Here is a 25,561-nt window from a genome sequence, read left to right on the forward strand (position 1 = left end):
CCAGCGGGCGAGGTGACGGCTACAGGCCCTCGGGTGCCCAGATCTCGCCGGGATGCCACGACCAGCGGGCAAGGTGACGGCTACGCAACGTGTCTGACATCTCGGACAATTTCGCCTGGCAGGGGGTCTGTTGGTGCCGTACGAGGCGGTCAACTTGAAGCATGAGTTCAGTTGTCCTCCGAAGGCCTGGTGAATCTGTTCGATCTGCCAGCGGGGTGTTCGCGCGATGAACGCTTCGGTGCGCGGGGACGAACAGCTCGGGGACGAACAGCTCGGGGACGAACAGCGCGGGGACGAACAGCTCGGGGACAAGATCACGAGGTGTTTCGCGGAAATCGATGACATCGGGCATGACCCCTCTGACCCGGATTCCGGATACAACCGCTTCGCCTGGACCGATGAGGATGCTGCTCTCCGCTCCTGGTTCCGCGTGCGCTGTGAGGCGCTCGGCCTCGTGATGGAGCAGGACAGTGCGGGGAATCTCTGGGGTTGGTGGCTGCCGAAGGACGTTGCTTCACCCTCGAGGATTCCACCGCGCAGTGCGGTGACCTCGGGTTCGCATCTCGACTCGGTACCGCACGGGGGTGCCTACGACGGCCCGCTGGGTGTGATCAGTGCACTGCTCGCCATCGCCGAGCTGCGCCGCAGAGGCTTTCGTCCCACCCGGAGTATCGGTGTCGTCTGCTTCTCCGACGAGGAGGGGGCCCGTTTCGGCAAGGCGTGTCTTGGTTCGCGCACGCTGACCGGGGCGCATTCCGCAGATCAGGTTCTGGGTCTGCGCGACTCCGCAGGGGTGACTGTGGCCGAGGCGCTGGGCGCCCAAGGAGTTGTGCCCGAAGGCTATGGGCCGGACCGCGAGCTCCTCGAACGCCTTGCCGCACACGTTGAGCTGCACGTCGAACAGGGCTATGCGCTGGCGCCTGCCCGGGCTCCGCTGGGTGTCGCGACCGGCATCTGGCCGCACGGCAGGTGGCACGTGACGTTCGCGGGGGAGGCGAATCATGCGGGCACGACGCCCCTTGCGATGCGTCGCGATGCATCAATTGGCCTTGCCCATTTCGTCCTGGATGCACGACGGGCAGCCGAAGAACACCGCGCGGTTGCCACGGTTGGCCGGATCCTCCTCACTCCGAATGGCGTCAACGTGATCCCATCCCACGCCGATGCGTGGCTCGACGTGCGCGCCGCTCACGATGACGGCGTCGATGCGGTGCTGACCCAATTGGGCAGCTATGAACCGCAGCCGGAGTCCAGGACCCCAGCGACAGTATTCGACGGTGGGACGGCTGATCGCCTCGTTGCTGCCTGCCGGAAAGTGGGCGTGGCCCCGGTTCGGCTGCCCACCGCGGCCGGGCATGACGCCGGAATCCTCGCGAATGCGGGTGTTCCTACCGGGATGCTCTTCGTCCGAAGCGTCAACGGCGCATCCCATACCCCGCACGAGCAGGCGGAAATCGGCGATTGCATCCTCGGGGTGCTGGCGCTTTCCGGTTATCTCGAGGATTGCGCGCGATGACCATGTCGTACTGGTTGGAGAATGCCTGGTTGAGTTCGGGCCCGGCATCGAGGGTCCGGGTCGTCACCGAGGGCGAGAGGATTTCCAGTTTGTCCGTGGGAGCCCAGCCCCAGGCAGCTGACAAGGTCATTCGGGGCCTGGTGATGCCCGGCTTCGCCAATACCCACAGCCACATCTTCCATCGTGCGCTGCGTGGCGTGGGCGGCACAGGTTCGTCCTTCTGGGCCTGGCGGGAGATGATGTACCGGGTGGCCAATCGCTTGACCCCGGAACTCTATTATGAATTCGCGCTCGCCGGCTATCAGGAAATGCTGCGTGGCGGCTACACCTCGGTTGGGGAATTCCACTACCTGCATCACCAGCCGGACGGTTCACCATACGCCGATCCGAATGCCATGGGAAAAGCAGTCGTGGCTGCCGCCGAAGCGGCGGGAATACGCTTGACCCTGCTCGACACTGCATATTTTTCATCCGGTTTCGGCGCCCCGCCGATTTCCGGGCAGCGCAGATTCTGCGATTCCTCGGCCCAGGGCTGGGCCGAACGCGTCTCCTTGTTGACGGACACCTCGATGATGCGTGTCGGTTCGGCGATCCACTCGGTGCGTGCGGTCTCCCCGGAGCAGGCGGAGATCGTGACGAGCTGGGCCGTGGAGAATCGTGCACCATTGCACGTCCACCTCTCGGAGCAGGTGGCTGAAAACGAGAAGTGTGCCGATGTCTGGGGTGTCACCCCGACCCAGCTGCTTGCGAGGAGTGGCGTGTGGTCGCCGCTGAGCACGGCCGTGCACGCCACCCATCTCACTGAGTCCGACATTGCGATCCTTGCCGAAGCGGGGGCAAGGGTTGCGTTGTGCCCCAGCACGGAGGCTGATCTGGCCGATGGATTACCCCCGCTGCGCTCATTTGTCCGAGCTGGTGTGCCACTCGCGGTTGGTTCCGACCAGAACGTCAGTTCCGATGCGCTCGGTGAGATACAGGCGGTGGACGCCTTGGTGCGCCTGCTCAGCCAGCGGCGCGAGGGTCTGGGCGCTGCGGGTCTCATCTCAGACCTGTCCCAGGTGGGCCAGGAGAGCCTGGGCTGGCCGGATGCTGGGCAGATCGCAGTCGGCAGGCTTGCCGACTGGGTTGTCATCGCCCTGGATTCGCCCCGGCTCGCCGGATGTGCGCTCTCGGAGATTCCTCGTGCGGCAACGGCGGCTGACATTGTCGAAGTGATTGTGGCGGCTCGCACGGTGGCCCGACCCGATACTGATTCGGGGCGCGAGCTGGCAGTTCGGTTGTGCCAGCTCTGCTCGAAGGTCCGGGCGGAGAAACCATGAGCGCAACCTTGATCTGTGGAATCAGCCAACTGGTCACCAATGATCTCACAATGGGCACGGGACGCCTCGGTGTGATCCCGGATGCCCATGTGGTGGTGAGCGACGGAGTCATCCAGGAGATCGGTCGTGGCGCCCGATTACCCGCAGCGGATTATCGGATTGACTTGCGGGGGCGGTGCCTGATTCCGGGGTTCGTGGATTCCCATACACATGTTGTATTCGCCGGGGAACGCAGTTCTGAATTTGCGGCGCGAATGTGTGGCCAGCCGTACACCGGTGGTGGTATCCAGAAGACCGTTGCCGCCACCCGTTCGGCCAGCACTGAAGAGTTGAGGCGTCATACGGCTCTTCTGGTCGAGGAGGCCAGGTGTCAGGGAACGACGACGGTCGAGATCAAGAGCGGTTATGGGCTCGATATCGAGAATGAACTCAGGATGCTGCAGATTGCGCACGAATTCACCCCGGAGGTGACGTTCCTGGGCGCACATGTCGTGCCATCGGAATATGCCGGACGCGCGGATGACTATGTTGATCTGGTGTGTGGCGAGATGATGGATCATTGCGCGCCGCTGGCGAAATGGGTCGACGTCTTCTGTGAGCCGCGGGCCGACGGTGCGTTTGATGCCGATCAGACCCGCTGTGTTCTTGCGGCGGGCTCGAAGCACGGCCTCATCGGCCGTGTCCATGCTGCGCAGCTGGGTCCGGGCCCGGGCGCTCGAGTGGCCGTGGAGTGTGGGGCCGCCAGCATTGATCATGCCACCTATCTCACCGATGATGACATTGATGTGCTGCAGGCTGCGGGCGAGAAGTCTCCTGTCGTCACCTTTCTGCCAATTGTCGAATACGCCACCAGACATCCCTTCCCCGATGCGCGCAGGGTGCTGGATGCCGGGCTGACAGTGGCGCTGGCCAGCGATTGCAATCCTGGTACCTGCTTCTCCAACTCGATGAGCCTGGCGATTTCGCTGGCGGTGCACCAGATGGGCATGTCCCCCGAGGAGGCGCTGTGGGCCGCCACCGCTGGTGGAGCCGCGGCGCTGCATCGCAGTGATCTGGGCAGGATCGTTCGCGGTGGGCCTGCGGACCTTGCGGTGGTCGATGCGCCGAACCATCTCTATCTGTCCTATCGCACCGGAGTGCCGCTGGTGAGAGCACTCAGCCCGGCCGAATTGGCCGGCACGCACATCGTCACGGAACGAGAGGGAATGCAATGACGACCAGTCCATTGAAGCGCAATGGGGCCTTCGGGCCGATCACCGAGCTACCGGCTCGGCCAGGATTTGTGTCTGGTGTCAGGCGTGCTCCCTCACGTGGGTTCAGGCTCAGCCGGCACCAGACGGAGCTCGCACTACGAAATGCGCTACGCTATATCGATCCGTCGCTGCACGAGCAGATCCTTCCAGAGTTTCTCGATGAATTGCACAACTACGGTCGCATCTATGGCTACCGATTCCGTCCGTCCGGGCGAATCTGGGGAAGGCCTATTTCTCAATACCCCGGTCAGTGCCTGGAGGGGCGGGCATTCCAGGTCATGATCGACAACAATTTGGACTTCGAAGTCGGACTGTATCCCTACGAGCTCGTCACCTACGGCGAGACTGGGGCGGTCTGCCAGAACTGGATGCAGTATCGGCTGATCAGTGAGTATCTGCAGGAGATGACCGATCACCAGACTCTGGTGGTGGAATCGGGTCATCCGCTGGGGTTGTTCGCCTCGCAACCGGACCAGCCGAGGGTGACGATCACCAATGGACTGTTGATCGGTGAATACGATAATCTTCAGGATTGGGAAATCGCCGCGCAGATGGGGGTCACCAATTATGGGCAGATGACCGCTGGTGGCTGGATGTACATCGGGCCACAGGGGATTGTGCACGGCACGTACAACACCCTGCTCAATGCTGGGCGTCTGGAGCTCGGTATTGCCGAGGACAGCGACCTCCGCGGCAAGCTGTTCGTTTCCAGCGGCCTGGGAGGCATGTCCGGTGCTCAACCCAAGGCCATGAAGCTGGCTGGTGGTGTCGCCTTGATCGCCGAGGTGGATCCCTCGAGGATCAAGACCCGGCTCGACCAGGGGTGGGTTGACGAGGCGTACAACGATCTGACGGATGCTGTCTCGGCTGCTGACGCTGCGCGGGCAGCCGGCCAGGCGAAGTCGATTGCCTATGAGGGGAATATTGTCGATCTGCTGGGCCATCTCGTCGAACACCATGTGGCGGTCGACCTGTTCTCTGATCAGACCTCCTGTCATGCCGCATACGCGGGTGGTTACTGTCCCGAGGGCATCACTTTCGAGCAGCGTGGCGTGCTCCTGCGCGATGATCCGCAGCAGTATCGGGAACTGGTGGACAAGACTCTGCGTCATCACATTGAACTGGTGGAAACGTTGGTGGCGAGCGGGGCCTACTTCTTTGACTATGGCAATGCATTCCTGAAAGCTGTCTTCGATGCCGGGGTGACCCGGATCTCCCGCAATGGCGTCGACGACAAGGAGGGCTTCATCCTGCCGTCCTATGTCGAGGACATCATGGGACCCCATCTCTTCGACTACGGTTACGGACCGTTTCGCTGGGTATGTCTCAGCGGCCTTCCCGAGGATCTGGCGGCAACGGACCGGGCGGCAATGGAGTGCATCGACCCGGGGCGGCGGTATCAGGACCGCGACAACTACAACTGGATCAAGCATGCGCGGGAGGCTCAGCTCGTGGTCGGCACACAGGCCCGGATCCTTTATCAGGATGCCGCCGGCCGGGTTGCCATCGCGAAGCGGTTCAACGAGCTGGTGCGCAAAGGAACGATTGGTCCGGTGATGATCGGGCGGGACCACCATGACGTTTCTGGCACCGATTCGCCATTCAGGGAGACCTCGAATGTTCGAGACGGATCAAATGTGGCGGCAGATATGGCGGTGCAATGCTATGTGGGCAATGCAGCTCGCGGTATGAGCCTCGTCGCCTTGCACAACGGCGGTGGTGTAGGTGTCGGCAAGGCAATCAATGGTGGTTTCGGACTGGTGCTGGATGGTTCGGAAAGGGTCGACACAATCATCGAGAATGCCATGAGCTGGGATGTGATGGGTGGAGTGGCGAGACGTGCCTGGGCGCGCAATCAGCACTCTATCGAGGTAGGTGACGAATTCAACGAAACGCAGTCCGGGACGGCTCATATCACAATTCCTGCCCTTGTGGAGGACCAGTTGATCGACGCGGCCCTGCGCAGCTAGGGTGATGGGATAGGCTGTTCCGATCGTTGGGCACGAGTGAGAGGGATGGATGTAGTGGCACCTCGGCCTCCCCGGAATACGGCCAATCTTCTCAGAATCCTCACCTATATGGCCTCGCAGGCGGCGCCGGTTTCTGCGCAGTCAATCGCCATTGAGCTGACTATTCCGCGGTCGACGGTCTATGAACTCCTCGGTGTGCTGTGCGAGTACGGGTACGCGGTCGCGTTGCGTCCTGCCCGGCGATACGCGCTTGGCGCCCGCGCATTCGAGCTCAGCTCTGCCTATTCCCGGCAGGAGCCACTTGCGCGGCTCAGCAAGGTGATGCTGCGTCGCTTTGTCGACCGGGTCGGTGAGGCCCCTCACCTGGCGATCTTGCAGGGTTCGGACGTGATCTATGTCGCCGAAGAGCGCGCTCCGCGCCGTGCTCCTCTGGTGACCGAGGAGGGTGTCCGGCTGCCCGCGTACCAGACTGCAAGTGGTCGGGCAATCATGGCCTGGCTGCCGAAGGAGCAGGTACGCGCCATGATTCCCCGGAATCAGGAGTTGCCTTCTCGGGTCGCGGGTCGGTCTCCGGCGAGCTTTGCCGCACTGGTCCGTGACCTTCAGGAGATTCGCAAGTGCGGGTACGCCATAGAAGTTGAGGAGGTCACCGAAGGGTTGGCCTCCGTGGTGGTCCCCGTTTTTGATCTCAACGACTGGCCGCAGGCCGCCTTCGGTGTCACTTTCGAGATTGATCGGCATCCTGACGTGAAGCAGATGGTCGCAGATGTCCTTCCCGACATCCAGCGCTTCGCCGCCGAGCTGGAACGTCGGCTCGGTGCGCAAACATCCGGAGGGTCTCGCCTGGGCCGGCCCGGGGCGTCCCATCGCATCTGAAGTTCTTGGTGCCGCTGCATTGTGGTTGGCATTCGAGCTCACCATCGTCCGGTGCCGCTCTGCACACAATGCCCGGAGCTCGCCGGAACCTCTCGTTACGGTCAGGTGAAGCAGTGTTTCGTGTCCGGGGTGTCGGACACGAACCTTCATCGCGGACGTCAGCACGACATCTGTGAGTTCCACACTGTTAGGGGTTTCCAGGGATTCCCAGGCTGGAAGGAGGACAAATGCGGTTTACGGATGAGACGAAATACGGGATTGGCGCAGGAGCGGAGGGTGGTCGGACGACTGATGACGCAGCGGTCGTTGACAGCCAAGGCGCTTGCATCGGCGACGATGACATCGAGGTCCTCACGATCGAGGATCTTTTCGACATTTCGACCGAACACCAGCCGGCGCTCCTGACCGACGGCGACCGCGCGCGGATGGATGAGGCTGCTGTGGCCGCCGCGAAATTCGCCGATGGGCATCCGGTTTACGGCCGGACGACGGGTGTTGGGGCAAATCGTACTGTCGCCATCAATGCGGAGGCACGCCGAGCTCAGGACCTTCGTTTGCTGCGCAGCCACGCTACCGGGGCCGGGCCTCTTGTCAGCGACAGTGATGTTCGGATGATGCTTCTTGTACGTATCAGCCAACTTCGCCACGGAGGATCGGGGCTCGCCGCCCGCGTTGCGGACGCATTGGTTGACATGCTGGCCGACAATAGTTTACCCGCCATTCACTCGTTTGGATCGATTGGTACCGGAGATCTCAGCGCCCTGGCCGAGACTGCGCTGACCCTGGCGGGCGAACTCCCTACTCGTTCGGGACTGACCGAGCGACGATGGCAGCCGATGGGCGGAGAGGCCTTGCCGTTCATCTCAAGCAATGCATTGACTGTCGCCCGCGCCGCACGCGCTGTCATTGTGGCGGAGAACTGGGTGCATCATTACGCGTTCGCAACGGCACTGTCGGCAACGGCTTGTCGCAGCAGTTTAGAACCCTTTGCTGCAGAAGTCCATCGCGCCCGGCCGCAACACGGCCAGCAGGAGGTGGCGGCCATGGTCCGTCATGCGCTCGAGGGAATCACAGTGCCTCCCACCAGGATCCAGGACTCCTATGGTTTCCGCGCCATGCCTCAGGTCTTGGCTCCCATGGTAGCGGAAGTCGAGCGGCTGCGAGCGGTCGTCGAAATCGAAATCAATTCCGCGCCTGAAAACCCTCTTGTAGTCCCCTCGTGCAGCTCTGTTCTGCACAATGGAAACTTCCACATGCAGGCGCTTGCCTTGGCGGCAGACAGCACAGCGCTTGCCCTCAATGGAGCGGCGCAATTATCACTCGCCCGGTTGAGCAACCTCTGTGATCCAGCGGTAACCGGGTTGACCGCCTTTCTCTCAGACGGTCAGACGGGCAGTAGCGGCGCGATGGTCGTCGAATACGTGGCGGCGGCCGCCATGTCACGTCTGCGGAGTCTGGCGGCGCCGGCCTCATTGGGGACAACCGTGATTTCCTTGGGGACAGAGGACCACGCAAGTTTTGCACCGAGCGCCGTCGATCAACTGCTCGGGGCACTTGATGCTGCGGAATCAATACTTGCCTGTGAATTGCTGTCGGCCCGGCGAGCGATCCAGCTCACAGGAATTGTGCTGCCGCCCGGTGCGCCATTGTCCAGTTATCTGGGGCAGATTCCTGGTTCCCGGGATCTCGCCGACCGGCCGTTGAGCGGGGATATTGCTCTCATCGAGAAATTTGTCCATTCCCATCTTCCCACCAATATGATCGGCTGAACAAACATGTCACAAATCAGTTCCCTCCAGCACTCGTCCCTCGATGAAGTTCCATTCGGTAGATTCCATTTACGGATCACCGCGATGACCTTTGGGGCAAACTTCTCCGACGGCTACGCGCTGGGTATCATCGGTGCTCTGCTGCCAATACTCACCACGAAATGGGTCCTCAGCGGTTTCGAGCAGGGGATGCTCGCCAGCTCTGCTCTCATTGGCCTGTTCTTCGGGAGCATGGTGCTTGGCCGAGTAGGTGACATCATCGGGCGTCAGCGCGTCTATGTGCTCAACTTCATTCTCATTGCTGTGGCCTCTTTGCTACAACTGTGGGCGCCCGGGTTGTGGGTCCTTTTTGTTCTTCGGGTGCTCATCGGCTTTGGGCTCGGCGCTGATTATGCTGTTGGTCCGACACTGCAGTCCGAATTCGCACCACGCAAGCAGCGAGGTTTCATGCTTGCCTCGCTGACTGTGCTATGGACAGTGGGCTATGTTGTGGCGAATGTCCTGGGTGTGCTTCTTGTTGGCACCGGTGATGCCTGGCGATGGTTGCTGGCGAGTGGTGCAATTCCCGCGATCGTTGTGCTGCTTGTGAGGATCGGTGCTCCGGAATCACCGGGGTGGCTCATTAGCCGCGGTCGTGTCGAGGAGGCACGGGCAATTGTGCGCAAGCATCTCGGCGTCGAACTCACAGATGCCGAGCTGGTCACGTCTGTCGGGGAGAACGCCTCGAATGACTACCGGCGTCTGTTCGTCAAGGGGCAGGCCAAGCGCACCTGGTTCGGTGTTGTCTTCTACAGCGCACTCGTGCTGCCCTATTTTGCCATTTACACTTTTGTACCGACAATTTTTGAGAACTTGAAAATTCAGGACGCCAACCTGCAATACATTATTCTCAATTTCTTCCTGCTCGTCGGCGGAATCGCAGGTCTATGGCTCGTCCAACGCTATTCGCGGCGCGCGGCGACTTTCTGGTCCTTCGTCGTGCTGGCGGTTTCGCTGCTAGTGCTCGGCTTGACGTCCGGCATGCCGGCTTTCGTCCTCATGATCCCCTTTGCTGTCTATACATTCGTGATGTCCGCAGCATCGAACTTGACACAGGTTTATCCGCCCGAGCTGTTTCCCACCCCGATCAGATCCTCAGGTGTCGGTCTCCTGAACGGTCTGAGCCGTATCGCATCGGCAGCGGGCACCTTCCTCCTCCCACTCATGCTTACCGGTTGGGGGATCGCGGCATCGATGTATGTCCTCGCCGCAGTACTCGCCGTAGGTGCTGTTTTCACTTGGTGGTGGGCCCCGGAGACCTCGAAAAACCACCTTGTCTAGACGCGATTTCTAGGCGAATCCCCGCCGGCGGTTTGGCATGGAGCCACGTTGGGTGCAGAACATCCCAGCATGCTCCCGAGCACTGCGCGAGGATCTGCGGCGGGGATGATCGCTCGCACCATGGCGACCCCGGCGATGGCGGTGCGAGTCAGCTCCGGCAGGTCTGGTGGTGTCATGTCACCGATGGCAACGGTAGGAAGGCTTCTGGCGCGGACGAGCTCGGGATGGCCGGTGGTCCCACGTGGTGCTCGTCGGGAATCCTTGGTCGGGGTGGGATGGATGGGTCCGGCGCCCAGGTGATCGATGACCACGGCATCCCGCTGGGCGTCGCGCCCCAGTCCGGCAGATCCGGTGGTGAAGCCGATGATGGCGTCGGGGCCGAGCATCTCCCGCGCATCGCGAACCGGCAGATCGGTCGCTCCCAAGGGCACTCCGTCCGCTGGTGCGCCTGGACGCACGCTGTCCATGGCCACTGCCTCCGCGGTGGTTCCCCACGGTCCGATGTCACGACGCATCGCGGCGAAGGCGACGTCCGCCCGGTCGTCCACGATGACCCGGCCCGTGGGGTTTGCCCGGGAGACTGCCCCACCACACGGGCGCTGAGCACGGCACGGCCCGGGCTCGGCAGGGCTGCGGTGAGGGACCCAGCGGTTTTCGTGTTAGGGGTCGCGCGTGCCACTGAGGACATCCCCGGTCAGTACAGCTAGATCAGGTTCCACGGATTTGTTCTCAGCGCCAGGTGGGCGCACCCCGTGTCCCTGCCGGGCATTGTGCCAGAAACTCTCCCCGCCGGTCGGATCATCGGCCGTTGTGCGGGCGATGCCGGACCCGTGGTGAGACGAAACTGACCGAAGATGCTGAAAACAGCCGTTCGACATGCTGTTTGGGGCAACTTGCGTCAGAAAGAGCTCGCCCGGGGTGTGCTGGTTGTTGGAGGTGGCTCGTCCGGGGTGTGCTGGTTGTTGGAGGTGGCTCGTCCGGGGTGTGCTGGTTGTTGGAGGTGGCTCGTCCGGGAGTACCACAGGCACTGACGTGCTGAACACTGTTCAGTGCTGTCCTAGACTGCTTTCGTCGAGCGGGGAGGGCATGTGGGTGAGTTCGCGGAAGGTGCGACACAGCTGCGCCGCGGTATCCAAGTCCTGGATGCGGCCCCCAGCGCCGTGGGGCAGTTCTGGGCCGCCCATCATGCGCGCAAGCTCGTCGGCCTGCGCACCTCGGGAACCACCACCGGACGCCCAAGAATCATCGTGCGTACCACCGATTCGTGGGTGGACAGCTTCAGCGCGGTGGCCCGCCGGTGCGGGCTGGAGGCCCAGGACCGGATCTGGATTCCCGGCCCGATGGCATCGACGATGAATTTGTTCGCCGCCTGCCTCGCCGAGCACATCGGGGGGAGCTGGACGAGCAGCGAACTGGGTTCGGCGACCGTTGCGCAGCTCACCCCGGCCGGGCTCATCCAGCTCCTGGAGCGTGGGCGGAGCCAGCGCCTTCGGCTGCGTACCGTGATCGTCGCCGGGGATGCGCTGCCCTCGGTGCTGGCCGAACGCGCCCAGCGCCAGGGCCTGCTGGTGAGCCATTACTACGGGGCTGCTGAACTGTCCATGGTGGCCATGGGCACGAGCACGGACGATCTCAGGTCCTTCGACCACGTCGAGATCTCCTTGCGCAGCGGGCAGATCTGGGTGCGTTCACCCTGGTTGTGCATCGGCTCGCAGGACGATGGCGTGTTCCACGAGCTGGACCGTGGGGCCGACGGATTCGCCACGGTCGGTGACCGGGGCCGGCTCGAGGGAGCGAGACTGCTGATCGACGGGCGCGCGGGCGCCGTAACGACGGCGGGGCAGACAGTGCCGATTGCCCCGGTGTTGGGGGTCCTGCGAAGGATGGCCCACGGTGAGGTGTATCTCATGGGCTGCCCCGACGCCCGGGTCGGGCAGGTGCTCACCGCTGTCGTCACCGAGCGAAGTGACCTCGACCTGCTGCGCGCCTGGGCCCGTCGCGAGCTGAGCGGGGCCCAGCGTCCCCGGCGGTGGGAATGGGTGGCCAGACCTCCGCTCACCGCGGCCGGCAAGGTCGATCTGCGAGCCCTCACGGCAGCGCTCGCCACGGCCCACCGCGGGGCGGTGTCATGATCCCGGGCAGCCTCACCGAGACCGACGACCGCAGCCCGGTCATCATCGGTGCCCTGCGTACTCCCATCGGCAACCGGCATGGCATCTTCCGCGAGCTCGACACAACGGCGCTGGCTGCACCGGTGATCGGAGCCTTGGCGGCGCAGCTGCCTGCGGGTCTGGAGCCCTCAGAGCTGGTGCTCGGCAATGTTCGCGGTCCTGGTGGCAACCCGGCCCGGGTGGCGGCCTTGGCCGCGGGACTCGACCCGCGCGTCGCGGCACTCACCGTCGATCGGCAGTGCGGTTCGGGCATGGCAGCGCTCGAATACGCCTGGCACCGATGCCGCAGCATGCCCGGCGTCGTCCTCGCCGGGGGAGTCCAGGCAGTCTCCACCCAGCCGCTCACCGCGTGGCCGCCCACCGCCGATTCGCCGGCGCGCAGCTATGAGCGGGCTCCCTTCGCGCCACCTCCGTGGAATGACCCCGAGATGGGCCTCGCGGCCGATCTGCTCGCCGAGGAGCACGGAATCGGCCGTGAACGTCAGGACGCCTATGCCCTCCGTTCCCATCAGCGGGCCGTCACCGCTCGGCAGGCCGGCGTCTTCGCCGCGGAAACGGTCGATATCGCCGGGCACCACCTCGACGAGCGGCCCCGCTGGGGATTCACCGCGGCCCGGCTGGCCCGCTTCCCGCCCCAGTTCCGCACGGGCGGCACCGTCACCGCGGCCAGCTCATGCGGGGTCAGCGACGGAGCCGCGGCGCTCGTCATGGTGGACGCTGCCACCCACGCCCGGATCGGCGTGCCGGGGCTGCGGGTCCTAGGCTGCGTCACCGCGGGATGTGATCCCGACCGTCCTGGCTGGGGGATCGTCCCCGCCGTCCAGGGCGTGCTGGAACACACCGGCGTCGGGCTCGACGAGATCTCGGTGGTGGAGCTCAACGAGGCCTTCGCGGGCCAGGTGCTGGCCTGCGCCGACGGCCTGGGGCTCGACGAGCGCCGCATCTGCCCGGACGGCGGCGCCATCGGACTGGGCCACCCATGGGCTGCCTCTGGTGCGATATTGCTGGTTCGGCTCTTCAGTGCCTTGGTGCGTTCCGGGCGAGGCGGGTATGGGCTGGCAGCCATCGCGATCGGGGGCGGCCAGGGCTCGGCCATGCTGGTTCAGGCCTGCTCGCTCACCTCGTCGGTCGCTCCCGCCGGCCGATCCGGGGAGGAGCTGGCTTAGGCAGCGTCTAGGCTTCATGACGAATGGAGTTCCCGGCCTCCGGCGCGATGGGTGTTCGATGGGCGAAGCGCGAGTGACGATCGCCGATCTCGCGCGCCGCCTGGGTCTTTCCCAGTCGGCGGTCTCCTATGCGCTCAACGGAGCGCCCGGAGTCAGCGAGACGACCCGCGAGCGAGTCCGGGCGATGGCGCGCGAGATGGGCTGGCGGCCCTCGTCGGCGGCCCGCTCGCTGCGCTCGCGCCGGTCGAGGGCGATCGGCGTGGTGCTCACCCGCCATGCCGAGCAGCTCGCGACCGAGCCGTTCTACTATCGGCTGATCGCCGGGCTCGAGACCGTGCTCAGCCCCCGTGACTACTCCCTGCTGCTGAGCCTCACCGAATCCGGGCCGGCGGCCCACGAGCTCTACCGGCAATGGTCCCAGGAGCAGAAGGTCGACGGTGTCGTGCTGTTCGATTTGGTCACCGAGGATTCCCGTATTGCCCTGCTGGAGGAACTGGGGATTCCTATGGTGCTCATGGGCGAGGTTCCCAATCACTCCGCCGTTCTCCACGTGGCAGGTCACGAGGACACGGACTCGCTGGTGGTGATGCAGCACGTGGCCTCGCTGGGGCACGAGAACATCGGATTCCTCGGCGGCCCCGTGGCGCTGGTTCACGAGCAGGCACGACGCCGTGGCATGCGTCGTGCTGCGCGCCTGACCGGGGCGAGGCTCGTGCAGTGCCAGGCCGAGTACACCATCGAGGGGGGTCGCCGTGCTGCGGCCGACCTCCTGGCCCGCCACCCGCAGCTCACGGCGCTCATCTGCTCCTCCGACCTCATCTGTCTGGGAGCATTGCAGGCCTGTCGTGCAGCTGGTTTGCAGGTGCCGCAGGACATATCCCTGGTGAGCTGGGACGATTCCATCCCGATGGCAGTTGTCACGCCCGCCATCACCGCCCTCGACCGCGATCCTGCCGGGATGGGGAAGATCGCGGCGCGCCTTCTGGTGGGCCATCTGGAAGACGGGCCGCTCGGCGGTGCCCCTACTGAGGTCACGAGTTCCCTCGTCATCCGGGAATCAACGGGTCCGCTGAGAGCACCTGGGCGCACCTGATGCCGATCATGGGGCGTGGGTCGGGCGACGCGGATGGACGAGGTCCGCTCGGGGCCACCTCCTTAGGGCCACCGCGTCGGGATCATCCTTTGGGGCCATCCCTTGGAGCCACCTCCTTGGAGCCACCGCGTCGGGGCCGACAGCACTCCGCCCCGCCGGGCCGTCGGGACAGAGGTTTCGGCGTTCGCCTCGTGCCTGGCGTTCATCTCTTCTTGCTTGGAAGCCTCCTCTTGCGCCGGCGGACGATAGGTCCCACTATTGATAGTGAGTCGTGTCTCTTCTCAGCACGACGCTACTGAATCGTTTCAGTTGCAGCGAAGGAACTGAATCGATTCATCTGATCCGACCAAGGAGGGTCGAATAATGAGGAAGCTCAGGACAATCGTGGCGGCAGCCACAGCATGTGTGCTCGGTCTGGCGGCAGCGGGATGCGGCTCGGGGTCGTCGAGCAGCTCAACGGCATCGGGTTCGACGATCACCTATTGGGCCAGCAACCAGGGCACAAGCCTCGACAACGACAAGGAGGTGCTCACACCGCTGCTCGACGAGTTCACAAAGCAGACTGGCGTCAAGGTCAATCTGGAGGTCATCGGCTGGAACGATCTGCAGACCCGGATCCAGACGGCCATCACCTCGGGTCAAGGACCCGATGTGCTCAACATCGGCAACACCTGGGGCGTTTCGCTCCAGGCAACCGGGGGGCTCATGGAGTTCGGCGACTCGGAGATGAAAGCCATCGGCGGCTCGGATCGCTTCGTGCAGGCAGCGCTGGAAACCGGCGGTGCACCGGGCACCACTCCGACGTCGGTTCCGCTCTATGGATTGGCCTACGGTCTGTACTACAACAAGGCAATGTTCCAGCAGGCCGGGCTCACCCCTCCAGCCAGCTGGGAAGAGATGGTCGACGATGCCAAGAAGCTGACCAACCCGGCCACCGGCGTCTATGGCATGACGCTCGCCGCAGGTTCCTATACCGAGAACGCCCACTTCGCATTCATCAACGCGGCCCAGAATGGCGCTGAGCTGTTCGATTCGTCGGGCAAGCCCACGTTCACCCAGGACGGGGTCGTCAACGGCGTGAGCCGCTATCTCGATCTCATGCAGACCGACAAGGTCGTCAATCCTTCTGACGCCCAGTTCACCGATGGGAGCAAGTCGATTGCCGCCTTCGCGAACAAGAAGGCTGCCATGATCATCAACCAGAACAATGCGAATGCGACGCTGATCTCCAATGGCATGTCCGAGGACGAATGGGGGGTAGTCCCGCTGCCCGCGCCACAGAACGCCGCCTCCCAGGTGGCAAGTCATGTGGCCGGTATCAACATCGCCATCATGAAGTCCACGAAGAACAAGGATGCCGCCCTGCAGTTCGTCAAGTTCATGACGAGTCAGAGCACCCAGGAAGCGCTGGGCAAGCCATTCTCGTCGCTCCCCGTGCTCAAGGACGCCAAGGCGACGTTCACCACGAATGCCGAGGAGCTGAAGACCTTCACCGATATCTATAACAACCGGTCGAAGCCGCTGCCGCTGGTTCCCAACGAGGACCAGTTCGAGTCCACGGTGGGCAAGGCGATGAACAATATGTTCGCTTCCATCGCGACGGGCTCGAACCTGACTCCGGACCAGGTCAGGAACCAGCTGAACACCGCTCAGACCAGCATCACCAGCTGAACCCTCGATGAGGGGACGCCTGGCGTCCCCTCATCGCCCACGGTATTCCTCTCCAGGGAAGGTCCCTGATGTCCTCCCAGTCGATCAAGGGGGGCAACGCCACCAGTGCTGCTCGGCATCGTCGCTCGCGCAGACGCGGTTGGTGGTGGTTCCCCTATCTCATCGTGTTGCCTGCGGTGATCCTCGAGATCGCCATCCACATCATTCCCATGCTCACCGGCATCTGGATGAGCTTCGTCAAGCTCACGAAGTTCTACATCCGCCGGTGGAATGAGGCGCCCTTCGCTGGCCTGTCGAACTACCGCCTCGTGCTGAACGTCGATACGGCACAGGGCCAGGCCTTTGCGCACTCCTTCCTCATCACCTGCGCCTATACCGTGCTCGTGGTGTCCTTCTCGTGGATCCTCGGCATGGCGGCTGCCGTTGCCTTGCAGAAGACATTCAGGGGCCGGGGGATATGGCGCACCCTCTTCCTGGTGCCCTATGCGTTGCCGATGTATGCCGGCGTGATCACCTGGAATTTCATGTTCCAACGCGACACCGGGGCGATCAATCATCTGCTCGTTGACCAGTTGCACCTGTACAGTGACCGGCCTTTCTGGCTGCTCGGCTCGCGGGCCTTCGTCTCGGTGGTGGTCGTGGCCATCTGGAAGATGTGGCCTTTCGCCTTTCTCATGCTCATGGCGGGTCTGCAATCGATCCCCAGCGATGTCTACGAGGCGTCCGCGATCGATGGTGCATCGCCGTGGCGGCAGTGGCGCAGCATCACCTTGCCAATGCTCTCCCCGGTGAATGTGGTTCTCTTTCTCGTGATGTTCCTGTGGGTCTTCAACGATTTCAACACGCCATTCGTGCTGTTCGGGCGGGCGACACCACCGGCCGGCGATCTCATCTCCTTCCACATCTACAACGCCTCGTTCCTCAACTGGGATTTCGGCCTCGGCGCGGCAATGAGCGTGCTGCTCCTGGCCTTCCTGCTGGTCGTCACCCTCGTCTATCTGGTCATACTCCGGAACAGGAGGGATCTCTATGCGTGAGACCACCGGGGAGCGCGCCTTCCGGATCATTGTTCTCGTCGTGCTCAGCGTGTTCATCCTGGTGCCGCTGTGGGTGATGGTTACCTCCTCGCTCAAGCCCCTCCAAGATGTCCAGGGAACCTTCTCGTGGATTCCGAAGAGGATCACTGTCGAGCCCTTCGTGAGCATGTGGACGACAGTTCCCCTCGCGCACTATTTCGTGAACAGCATCATCGTGTGCACCGTCGCCACGGCGCTGAGCGTGACTGTCGCGCTCTTCGCCGCCTTTGCTGTGTCGCGCTACCGCTTCCACGGCCGCAGCGTGTTCACCACCACGGTGCTGAGCACTCAGATGTTCCCGGGGGTCCTGTTCCTGCTGCCGCTGTTCATCATCTTCGTCAATATCCATGACGCCACCGGCGTCGCGCTGGTGGGTACCCGGCTCGGATTGATCATCACCTACCTGACCTTCTCGCTGCCCTTCTCGATCTGGATGCTCGCCGGGTATTTCGACGGCATCCCCCGCGACCTGGACGAGGCCGCCATGGTGGATGGCTGCCGGCCCTTCGGAATCCTCTTTCGGATCCTCGTGCCCTCCGCCCGGCCGGGCATCATCGCGGTGGCGATCTACTCGTTCATGACGGCCTGGGGCGAGGTGCTCTTCGCATCGGTGATGACCACCGATGCGAACCGGACGCTTGCCGTCGGGCTGCAGCTGTACTCCACCCAGGTGAACGTGTACTGGAACCAGATCATGGCCGCCTCGCTCGTGGTGAGCGTGCCGATCGTGCTGGTCTTCCTGGCGCTCCAGCGCAATTTCGTGTCCGGGTTGACTGCCGGGGCAATCAAATGAGAAGAACACTCTCTGCAAAGGGGCAGCAATGAAGCGCCTGAACCCTCGCCTGACCGAGCAGTGGCTGGGCGCGAATTTCTGGTCACGGTCCGGTGGCCCGCTCATGTGGCGTCACTACGATCCGCAGGTGGTGCGCGAGGAGCTCTCGACCCTGCACCGCCACGGGCTCAACATGACCAGGAGCTTCTTCTATTGGCCGGATTTCCAGCCCCAGCCCGATGTCATCGACGAGACCAAGTGCGAGTTCTTCGCAGATTTCCTCGACGCCCATGCCGAACTCGATATGTCCACCATTCCCACATTCCTGGTCGGCCACATGTCGGGGGAGAACTGGGATCCGGTGTGGCGCAACGGCCGCAGCATCTATCGAGACGTGTGGATGGTCGGACGCGAAGCCTTCTATATCGAGAACCTCACCTCCCGCTTCTGCACCCATCCGGCGATCGCCGGATGGCTCATCTCCAACGAGATCCCGATCTACGGCGGGGAGGACGACACCGCCGTCGTGGCCGAATGGGCCCGGCTCATGGTGCACGCGGTACGCGCTGGCGGGGGACACCAGCCCGTGTCGATCGGCGACGGCGCCTGGGGCGAGGAGGTCACCGGTCACGATTCCGGATTCTCGGTGCGGGCCCTGGGGGCCCTCACCGATTTCGTCGGCCCGCATGTGTACGCGATGGAGACCGACCTAGTGCGCCAGCACCTCAAGGCGGCCTTCATCTGCCAACTCGCCGCCATCGGAGGCAGGCCCATCGTCATGGAGGAATTCGGACTGTCCTCCGATTTCGTCTCCACGGAGAACTCGGCGCACTACTATCGCCAGCTGCTGTACAACACCCTGCTCGCCGGGGCGTCCGGCTGGATCGCCTGGAACAATACGGATTACGATCACATCCTCGACCAGCGGCCCTACAGCCATCATCCTTTCGAAGTGCATTTCGGGATCACCGACGCCGACGGCAAACCCAAGCCTCCCCTGCTGGAATTGCAGGAGTTCGCGCGTCAGCTCGAGGCAATCGATGCGGCTCATTGCCACCCCGGTGATGTCCAGGCGGCGCTGGTGGTCAGCTCCTATCTGGCGGAAGGATATTCCTTCGCGCACGAGATCGACCGCGCGATGGTCGAGGCCAATTGCGAGCAAGGCCATGTGGCATTGCGCGAAGCCGGAATTCCCGGTGCGGTCATCCGGGAGCATGAGGACGGCGGCCTGGCACCTGGCTACGCTCTGTATCTCATCCCTTCCGTGAAGGCCCTTGCCTCACCCACCTGGCACCAGCTTGCCGAACTCGCCGAGGGGGGTGCCACGGTCTATGTCTCCTACTGTGCCGGTGAGTCCTCCTCGCAGCGCGGCCCCTGGTGGAATGCCACCGAACCGCTCTTCGGGGTGCGCAACGCGCTGCGCTACGGGCTCAACGACTATGTCGAGGACGATCTCGTCGAGCTCACCTTCGTACGCGATTTCGGCGCCATCGGCAGCGGTGAGACGCTGCACTTCCCCGCTGCTGGGAATGAGAACTCCCGGGCCCGGCTGCCGGTCGCCGTGACTGCCGGCGAGGTGGTGGCGGTGGATGCCCAGGGTGAGCCGGCCATCATCGCCCGCGAACATGGCCTGGGCAGGACGGTGCTGTGCACCTATCCCCTCGAGCACTTCGCCGCCCGGCGCAGGGACGCCAACCCGGACGACAGCTGGCGGCTCTATCTGGCCCTGGCCCAGATCGCCGGGATCGAACCTGCCGTACGCGTCAATGATCCGCGAGTGCTCGTGGACTACCTGGTGCACGACGACGCAAGCCAGTACTGGTTCCTCGTCAGCGAATCCGCGGAGCCCCTCGAGTGCGCGGTGCGGTGTCCCGATCGGGCCACCACGCTGTCGGGCCAGGCCGTCGACCATGTCGAGCTGGCGCCCTATGGCGTACAGGTCATCCGGGTGCCCGCCTGACCATGTGCCCTTCCACTCCCAGCATCTTCCACTCCCCGCGTCACTTCCCAGCATCACTTTCACAGGACACAGGATGAGCCATGACACGACAGTTCCCAGAAGGATTCTGGTTCGGCAGCGCAACGGCGGCGTACCAGATCGAAGGTGCGGTTGCCGAGGACGGTCGCGGACCGTCGATCTGGGATGTGTTCTCCCACACTCCCGGCAAGACAGCGGGCGGCGACAACGGCGATATCGCCTGCGATCACTACCACCGCTGGCACGAGGACGTCGAATTGATGAAGGACCTGGGCCTGGATGCCTATCGTTTCTCCATCTCGTGGCCCCGTGTCCAGCCAACGGGCCGTGGCGCCCCGAACTCCCGCGGTCTGGACTTCTACAAGCGGCTCGTCGACGCCCTGCGTGAGGCAGGCATCAGGCCCGTGGCAACCCTCTATCACTGGGACCTGCCCCAGGCGCTCCAGGAGGATGGTGGCTGGACCCGGCGGGCCACCGCCGAGGCGTTCGGAGAGTACGCGCGGCTCGTGGCCGAGTCGCTCGGCGACAATGTGGCGATGTGGACCACTCTCAATGAGCCGTGGTGCTCGGCATTCCTGGGCCATGCCTCCGGCGTCCACGCCCCGGGCATCACCGACCCGCAGTCGGCGCTGCGTGCCGCGCATCACCTCAACCTCGCCCATGGACTCGCGGCCCAGAGCATTCACCAGGCGCTCGGTGTGGACACCCCGGTCTCGGTGACGCTCAATCTGCATGTTGCGCGCCCCCGCGATCCCGGGTCTCCTGACGACCGAGCGGCCGTCAAGCAGATCGAGACACTCGGAAACGACGTGTGGCTTGCCCCGATGCTCGAGGGGCAGATGTCTGGAGAGCTCATCGCGATGACCCGCGCAGTCACCGATTGGTCGTTCGTGCGCGAGGGCGACCTGGCAGTGATCCATCAGCCGCTGGCCAGCCTGGGCATCAACTACTACTCCACGATGACGGTGTGCCGCTCCCGCGAGGGCGACGCGGTGAGCTCGGGCGGGCACGGCGAGGCCGCGCACAGCCCCTGGGTGGGCTGCGGTGACGTGAGCTTCGTGGCACCCACCGGCCCACTGACCGCAATGGGCTGGAACATCGACCCGGCGGGATTGCGCGATGTGCTGGTGTCCACGGCGAAGCGCTTTCCCGGGTTGGAGTTGTTCGTCACCGAGAACGGGATGGCGGCCCCCGACCGGCCCGACGCCAGCGGCGTCGTCCACGACGACGACCGGATCGCCTATCTCGAGGCGCACCTGGGCGCCGTACTCGATGCCGTGGACGAGGGGGCCCCGGTGGGCGGCTACTTCGTGTGGTCGCTCATGGACAACTTCGAATGGTCCTGGGGATACGACCGCCGGTTCGGGATCATCCGAGTCGACTACGACAGCTACCGGCGTATCCCGAAGGATTCGTTCCGCTACTACCAGCGACTCATCGCCCGCCGAAGCCTTAGCTGAGGCAGGCCTCCGGCTCCCGTCCGGTGACCAGCATCTGAACACTGACTGACCGTTGGGTGGGCGGTGTCTGGCCGGCCGGGACCGTGCGGTTGAATGTCGGGGAGGTGATCTGATGACTAGTGAGGATGTCGTTGTGAGCAAGGTGAAACCACAACCCGCGCCCGTCTTGACGTTGCGTCCTGCCGAGGAGTGTCGATTCGATGCCGTCGGCATGGGCGAAGTGATGCTGAGGCTCGATCCCGGCCCCAAGCGGGTGCGAGCCACCCGGGCCTTCGACGTCTGGGAGGGCGGCGGCGAGTACAACGTGGTGAGAGGCCTGTCCCGGGTGTTCGGACTGCGCACCTCCATGGTGACGGCGCTGGCCGAGAACGAGGTGGGGCGTCTCATCGAGGGGCTGATCCTGGCCGGCGGCGTCGACGTCTCGCTCATCCGCTGGATGCCCTACGACGGCATCGGCGAGAGGGTGCGCAATGGGCTCAACTTCACCGAACGCGGATTCGGCGTGCGGGGCGCGCTGGGTGTGTCTGACCGCGGGCACAGTGCCGCCAGCCAGCTCAGCGCCGACGAGGTGGATTTCGACGAGCTCTTCGGTAAGCAGGGCGTGCGGTGGCTGCACACCGGGGGCATCTTCGCCGGGCTCTCCGAGACCACGACGCAGACCACCATCAAGGCGATCCAGACGGCCCACAAGTACGGCACGATCGTCTCCTACGACGTGAACTATCGCCCGAGCATCTGGAAGAGCAATGGCGGCCAGCAGCGCGCCATCGAGGTCAACCGGGAGATCGCGCCCATGGTGGACGTGATGATCGGCAGCGAGGAGGACTTCAGCTCCGGCCTCGGCTTCGAGATCAGCGGGATGGACGAGGGCCTCACCGACAAGACCGTCGCAAGCTTCGAGTCCATGATCAACCGTGTCGCAGCGGCCTATCCGAATCTCAAGGTGATCGCCACGACGATCAGCACCGTGGCGAGTGCGACGACGAACAATTGGGGTGCTCTTGCCTGGTCCCCCGAAACAGGCTTGCTGAGGTCCACCTTCCGCCCCGGCCTCGAGGTCTTCGACCGGGTCGGCGGCGGGGATGCCTTCGGCGCCGGATTCGTCTTCGGACTCATCGATGGCCAGCCCCTCGGCGTGGCCGTCGACTACGGCGCTGCCAATGGTGCTCTCGAGATGACCACGCCCGGCGATTCGTCCTACGCGAGCAAGCCTGAGGTGCTCGCGTTGGCCTCGGGTGGCACCGCACGTCTCGTGCGCTGACCAGGGTGCTCGTGCGCTGACCAGTACGTCGGCATGCCGGGACCTGCCCTGCCAGGTGGATCCCGGCATGCCGAGAGGCCTCGGGCGGCGTCATTGCCGTACTTGCTCACGAATTCTGCGAATCTGCGACAGACTCGACAGTCAAGGATTCTCTGGAAGGAGTGATGATGGCGAAGGACAAGGCCGCGAAGAAGAACGCGAAGGCCGCCAAGGCGAAGGACAAGAACGCGAAGGCCGCCAAGAAGAAGGCGAAGGCCGCGACGGCGGACGCCAAGAAGCTGAGCGCCAAGAAGTCGAGTACCAAGAAGTCGGGGGCCCCGCGCACGGCTTCCACGAAGGGCACGGCAGCCGGGAAGGTCAGCGCGACCGAGCGTCCGGCTCCCCAGGACAATCCGTCCATCAAGGACCCGCAGATGTATGAGGCTCTGCGTGACGAGGGTGCCTCGAAGCAGAAGGCCGCACGAATCTCGAATGCGGCGGCGGCCACGTCGAGGACGACGGTAGGACGCAGGGGCGGGCGGGCCGAAGACTATACCGAGCGCACCAAGTCCGAGCTTCTCGTGCGTGCCAGAGAACTCGACATCAGGGGCAGGTCGACAATGAGCAAGGGTGAACTCATCGACGCGCTGCGCAATCACTGAGACGCGCTGGGCGATCACCGAGCTGCGCAATCACCAGACCGCGCAAGGTGGGCGTTCGCATGCTGATATGGCGCTGCGCGCCCAGACATATGGCACTGCGCGCCCGCATGCTGATATGGCGCTGCGCGCCCGGCGGGCGAAGCACTGGATGCCCTCATCGGTAACGCTCGGTCGGTGAGGTCCGGACCAGTCGCGCTGGCAGCAGGGCCCACAGCACGGTGAAGCAGATGAGGCAGCATGCCCCGGCGATCGCGCCCGCGGTGACGTCGATGACGAAGCCGACGATGAGCACGATGACGAGCACAACGGTCAGCGCCAGCGTGACCAGCCCGGTCTTGGCCAGGACATTCCCGAAGCGCACCAGGTCGTCCTTGGCGTGGCGGCGGAAGGTCAGCCGGTGGGCCATGACGGGTGCCATGATCAAGGCGGTGGACAGCGTGGCCATCATCGCCGCGGACAGGAAGACCCAGGTGAGGGGCGGGCGCAGCTCGTCGAAGCGGGACTGGAAGGGCAGCGTGAGCAGGAAGGCCGACAGGATCTGGATTCCGGTCTGGCTCACTCGCAGCTCCTGCAAGAGCTCGGACCAGTTGCGGTCCAGGCGCTCGGCCGGGGTCTCGCTGCGTTCCGGTCTCACGAGCTCGCGGTCTGCCGGGACGGGCTCACCGGTTCCGCTGTCCTCCCGCTTGGCCTGGTGGGAATGAGAGCCATTGCTCATGCCGGCCTCCCTCGTCGTTCGCGGCGCTATCGGGTGCCCCGCCTGGTTCGCCATGCTCGTCGTCCAAGTCTGCCTGGATCAGCCGGCGGATGGGGGAGCGGGGAATAGCCCTGCACTATTGAATGTTGAATTACCCATGGAACGCTTCGGAACCCTGTCCTTCGGGCACTACGGTCCGATGGGTGGTGGGCATCGCCTCACGGCGGCCGATTCCATCCATCAGGCCATCGACCTGGCCCAGGGGATGGACGAGCTGGGTGTCAATGGCGTGTACTTCCGGGTCCACCATTTCGCCCGCCAGCAGGGCTCGCCCATGACCCTGCTGGCGGCCATCGCGGCCACCACGCGGCAGATCGAGGTCGGCACCGGGGTTATCGACATGCGCTACGAGAACCCGCTGCATCTCGCGGAGGATGCCGCCGCTCTCGATCTGCTGAGCAACAACCGCATCGCACTGGGGGTGAGCCGGGGATCGCCGGAGACAGTGGTCCGTGGCTATGAGGCCTTCGGGTATACAGGGTCGACCGACCCGCGCGGCGCCGACATCGCGCGGGCCCACTTCGAGCTCTTCCTCCGGGCGATCGACGGCGAAGGGCTGGCCGAGCGGGACCCCGATAGCCCCTTCGGCGCCGGTGGTGGCCGGCAGCGAATCGAACCGTACTCGCCAGGTCTGCGCTCCCGGGTGTGGTGGGGGGCCGGCACGATCGGGACGGCCCGCTGGGCAGGTCAGGTGGGCGTGAACCTCATGTCGTCGACGCTGCTCACCGAGGATCGCGGCATCCCCTTCGATGAATTGCAGGCCCAGCAGATCGAGGCCTTCCGCGAATCGTGGCGCCAGGCCGGGCATCCGGGCACTCCCCGGGTGTCGGTGTCCCGCACCATCTTCCCCATTCTGGACGAGGCCGACGAGGCGAGGTATGCGGCTTCCCACGAGCGGGAAGGCGTCGGCTACATCGACGGGGTCCGCTCCCGCTTCGGCAAGAGCTATGTGGCCACGCCGGAGGTGCTCGTCGAAGAGCTCTCGCACGATGCTGCGGTGATGAGCGCCGACACGCTCATGCTCACGATCCCCAGCCAGCTGGGAGTGGACTTCAATCTGCGCCTGGTCGAGGGCTTCGCGAAGTATGTGGCGCCGGCGCTGGGCTGGAAGCCGAACTGGGAAGGCCAGGTTCAGCCGGAGGGGATCCGAGACGTCGATTCCTGACGGGTGTGAGTGGGTGTTCCTGTGCAGTGGCGTCTCAGCTCGGTCCGAGATCATCAGCCACGGCCTCCTGCGCACACGGCAAAGACCCACACTCGTCCTGGGCGTGGGTCTTTGCCGTCGCCCTGTCTGCTCGCCCTCGTCAATTCGTCGTCGTCCATTCGCCTGGCGCGATGCCCGCGGCCCGTGGCGGCTCACCGGTGCCGGCTGGGCACCCAAGATGGCCACGAGAAGTCTTCGGGCTCATCCCAATCGAGGGTGTAGTTGGGGTCTGAATCCGCCTGTCTCGAGCAGGCTTCTGGCGATGTAGTTGGTGAGGTTGCGGAAGCCCAG

General features: G+C 64.2%; 20 protein-coding genes. 18 read left to right on the top strand and 2 right to left on the bottom strand.

Annotated features, from left to right (window positions below; all coding sequences use genetic code 11):
- The first annotated feature begins 226 nt into the window (after positions 1–226).
- The 7 genes from BMX93_RS07840 (at position 227) to BMX93_RS07870 (ending at position 10,023) form a co-directional block, all read left to right on the top strand.
- Positions 227–1,516, top strand: a complete 1,290-nt coding sequence (locus BMX93_RS07840; RefSeq protein ID WP_091969801.1) for an allantoate amidohydrolase — start codon at positions 227–229, stop codon at positions 1,514–1,516.
- Positions 1,513–2,835, top strand: a complete 1,323-nt coding sequence (locus tag BMX93_RS07845; protein WP_091969803.1) for a formimidoylglutamate deiminase — start codon at positions 1,513–1,515, stop codon at positions 2,833–2,835. The genes BMX93_RS07840 and BMX93_RS07845 overlap by 4 nt, the downstream gene beginning before the upstream one ends.
- A complete protein-coding gene (gene hutI, locus BMX93_RS07850; RefSeq protein WP_091969805.1) occupies positions 2,832–4,049 on the top strand; it encodes an imidazolonepropionase in 1,218 nt (405 codons plus the stop codon). The genes BMX93_RS07845 and hutI overlap by 4 nt, the downstream gene beginning before the upstream one ends.
- Positions 4,046–6,058: a urocanate hydratase gene (locus BMX93_RS07855; protein ID WP_091969807.1), complete on the top strand. Its 2,013-nt coding sequence runs from the start codon at positions 4,046–4,048 to the stop codon at positions 6,056–6,058. The genes hutI and BMX93_RS07855 overlap by 4 nt, the downstream gene beginning before the upstream one ends.
- Before the next feature lie 45 nt (positions 6,059–6,103).
- Positions 6,104–6,934: an IclR family transcriptional regulator gene (locus tag BMX93_RS07860; protein WP_091969809.1), complete on the top strand. Its 831-nt coding sequence runs from the start codon at positions 6,104–6,106 to the stop codon at positions 6,932–6,934.
- Positions 6,935–7,161: 227 nt separating this feature from the next.
- Positions 7,162–8,703: an aromatic amino acid ammonia-lyase gene (locus tag BMX93_RS07865; RefSeq protein ID WP_091969811.1), complete on the top strand. Its 1,542-nt coding sequence runs from the start codon at positions 7,162–7,164 to the stop codon at positions 8,701–8,703.
- Positions 8,704–8,709: 6 nt separating this feature from the next.
- Complete coding sequence (locus tag BMX93_RS07870) at positions 8,710–10,023, top strand: MFS transporter (RefSeq protein WP_091969813.1); 1,314 nt, start codon at positions 8,710–8,712, stop codon at positions 10,021–10,023.
- Here BMX93_RS07870 and BMX93_RS07875 read toward each other — a convergent pair.
- On the bottom strand, positions 10,020–10,571 hold the full coding sequence (locus BMX93_RS07875) for a thiamine phosphate synthase (protein WP_245725792.1): 552 nt from the start codon (positions 10,569–10,571) through the stop codon (positions 10,020–10,022). The genes BMX93_RS07870 and BMX93_RS07875 overlap by 4 nt on opposite strands.
- Positions 10,572–11,111: 540 nt before the next feature.
- On the opposite strand from BMX93_RS07875, the gene BMX93_RS07880 reads away from it, so the two are divergent.
- From BMX93_RS07880 to BMX93_RS13305, 10 genes are all read left to right on the top strand, one after another.
- Complete coding sequence (locus tag BMX93_RS07880; protein ID WP_245725793.1) at positions 11,112–12,155, top strand: AMP-binding protein; 1,044 nt, start codon at positions 11,112–11,114, stop codon at positions 12,153–12,155.
- Positions 12,152–13,360 carry a thiolase family protein gene (locus BMX93_RS07885; protein WP_091969815.1) on the top strand — a complete coding sequence of 403 codons (1,209 nt, stop codon included), beginning with the start codon at positions 12,152–12,154 and terminating at the stop codon, positions 13,358–13,360. Before BMX93_RS07880 ends, BMX93_RS07885 begins: the two co-directional genes overlap by 4 nt.
- 58 nt (positions 13,361–13,418) lie before the next feature.
- A complete protein-coding gene (locus BMX93_RS07890) occupies positions 13,419–14,453 on the top strand; it encodes a LacI family DNA-binding transcriptional regulator (protein ID WP_177170132.1) in 1,035 nt (344 codons plus the stop codon).
- 363 nt (positions 14,454–14,816) lie between these two features.
- Positions 14,817–16,124, top strand: coding sequence for an ABC transporter substrate-binding protein (locus BMX93_RS07895; protein ID WP_091969819.1), 1,308 nt, complete (start codon positions 14,817–14,819; stop codon positions 16,122–16,124).
- Between the two features lie 68 nt (positions 16,125–16,192).
- Positions 16,193–17,161: a carbohydrate ABC transporter permease gene (locus tag BMX93_RS07900; protein WP_091969821.1), complete on the top strand. Its 969-nt coding sequence runs from the start codon at positions 16,193–16,195 to the stop codon at positions 17,159–17,161.
- The gene (locus BMX93_RS07905; protein ID WP_091969823.1) at positions 17,154–17,993 is read left to right on the top strand and encodes a carbohydrate ABC transporter permease; all 840 of its coding nucleotides are present in this window, start codon (positions 17,154–17,156) and stop codon (positions 17,991–17,993) included. The genes BMX93_RS07900 and BMX93_RS07905 overlap by 8 nt, the downstream gene beginning before the upstream one ends.
- A 28-nt stretch (positions 17,994–18,021) precedes the next feature.
- Entirely contained in the window at positions 18,022–19,932 is a 1,911-nt protein-coding gene (locus BMX93_RS07910; protein ID WP_091969825.1) for a cellulase family glycosylhydrolase, read from the top strand.
- 80 nt (positions 19,933–20,012) lie between these two features.
- The gene (locus BMX93_RS07915; protein ID WP_091969827.1) at positions 20,013–21,410 is read left to right on the top strand and encodes a GH1 family beta-glucosidase; all 1,398 of its coding nucleotides are present in this window, start codon (positions 20,013–20,015) and stop codon (positions 21,408–21,410) included.
- A 112-nt stretch (positions 21,411–21,522) separates the two neighbouring features.
- On the top strand, positions 21,523–22,671 hold the full coding sequence (locus BMX93_RS07920) for a sugar kinase (RefSeq protein ID WP_091969829.1): 1,149 nt from the start codon (positions 21,523–21,525) through the stop codon (positions 22,669–22,671).
- A 167-nt stretch (positions 22,672–22,838) separates the two neighbouring features.
- Positions 22,839–23,312, top strand: a complete 474-nt coding sequence (locus BMX93_RS13305; protein ID WP_245725794.1) for a DUF7218 family protein — start codon at positions 22,839–22,841, stop codon at positions 23,310–23,312.
- Between the two features lie 154 nt (positions 23,313–23,466).
- On the opposite strand, the gene BMX93_RS07930 is transcribed toward BMX93_RS13305, so the two are convergent.
- The gene (locus tag BMX93_RS07930) at positions 23,467–24,027 is read right to left on the bottom strand and encodes a DUF6328 family protein (protein WP_218139274.1); all 561 of its coding nucleotides are present in this window, start codon (positions 24,025–24,027) and stop codon (positions 23,467–23,469) included.
- 136 nt (positions 24,028–24,163) lie between these two features.
- Here BMX93_RS07930 and BMX93_RS07935 point away from each other — a divergent pair, with 136 nt between their 5' ends.
- Positions 24,164–25,231, top strand: a complete 1,068-nt coding sequence (locus tag BMX93_RS07935) for an LLM class flavin-dependent oxidoreductase (protein WP_091969831.1) — start codon at positions 24,164–24,166, stop codon at positions 25,229–25,231.
- Positions 25,232–25,561 lie beyond the last annotated feature (330 nt).

It is taken from the genome of Propionibacterium cyclohexanicum (genome assembly GCF_900111365.1).
GTDB lineage: Bacteria > Actinomycetota > Actinomycetes > Propionibacteriales > Propionibacteriaceae > Propionibacterium > Propionibacterium cyclohexanicum.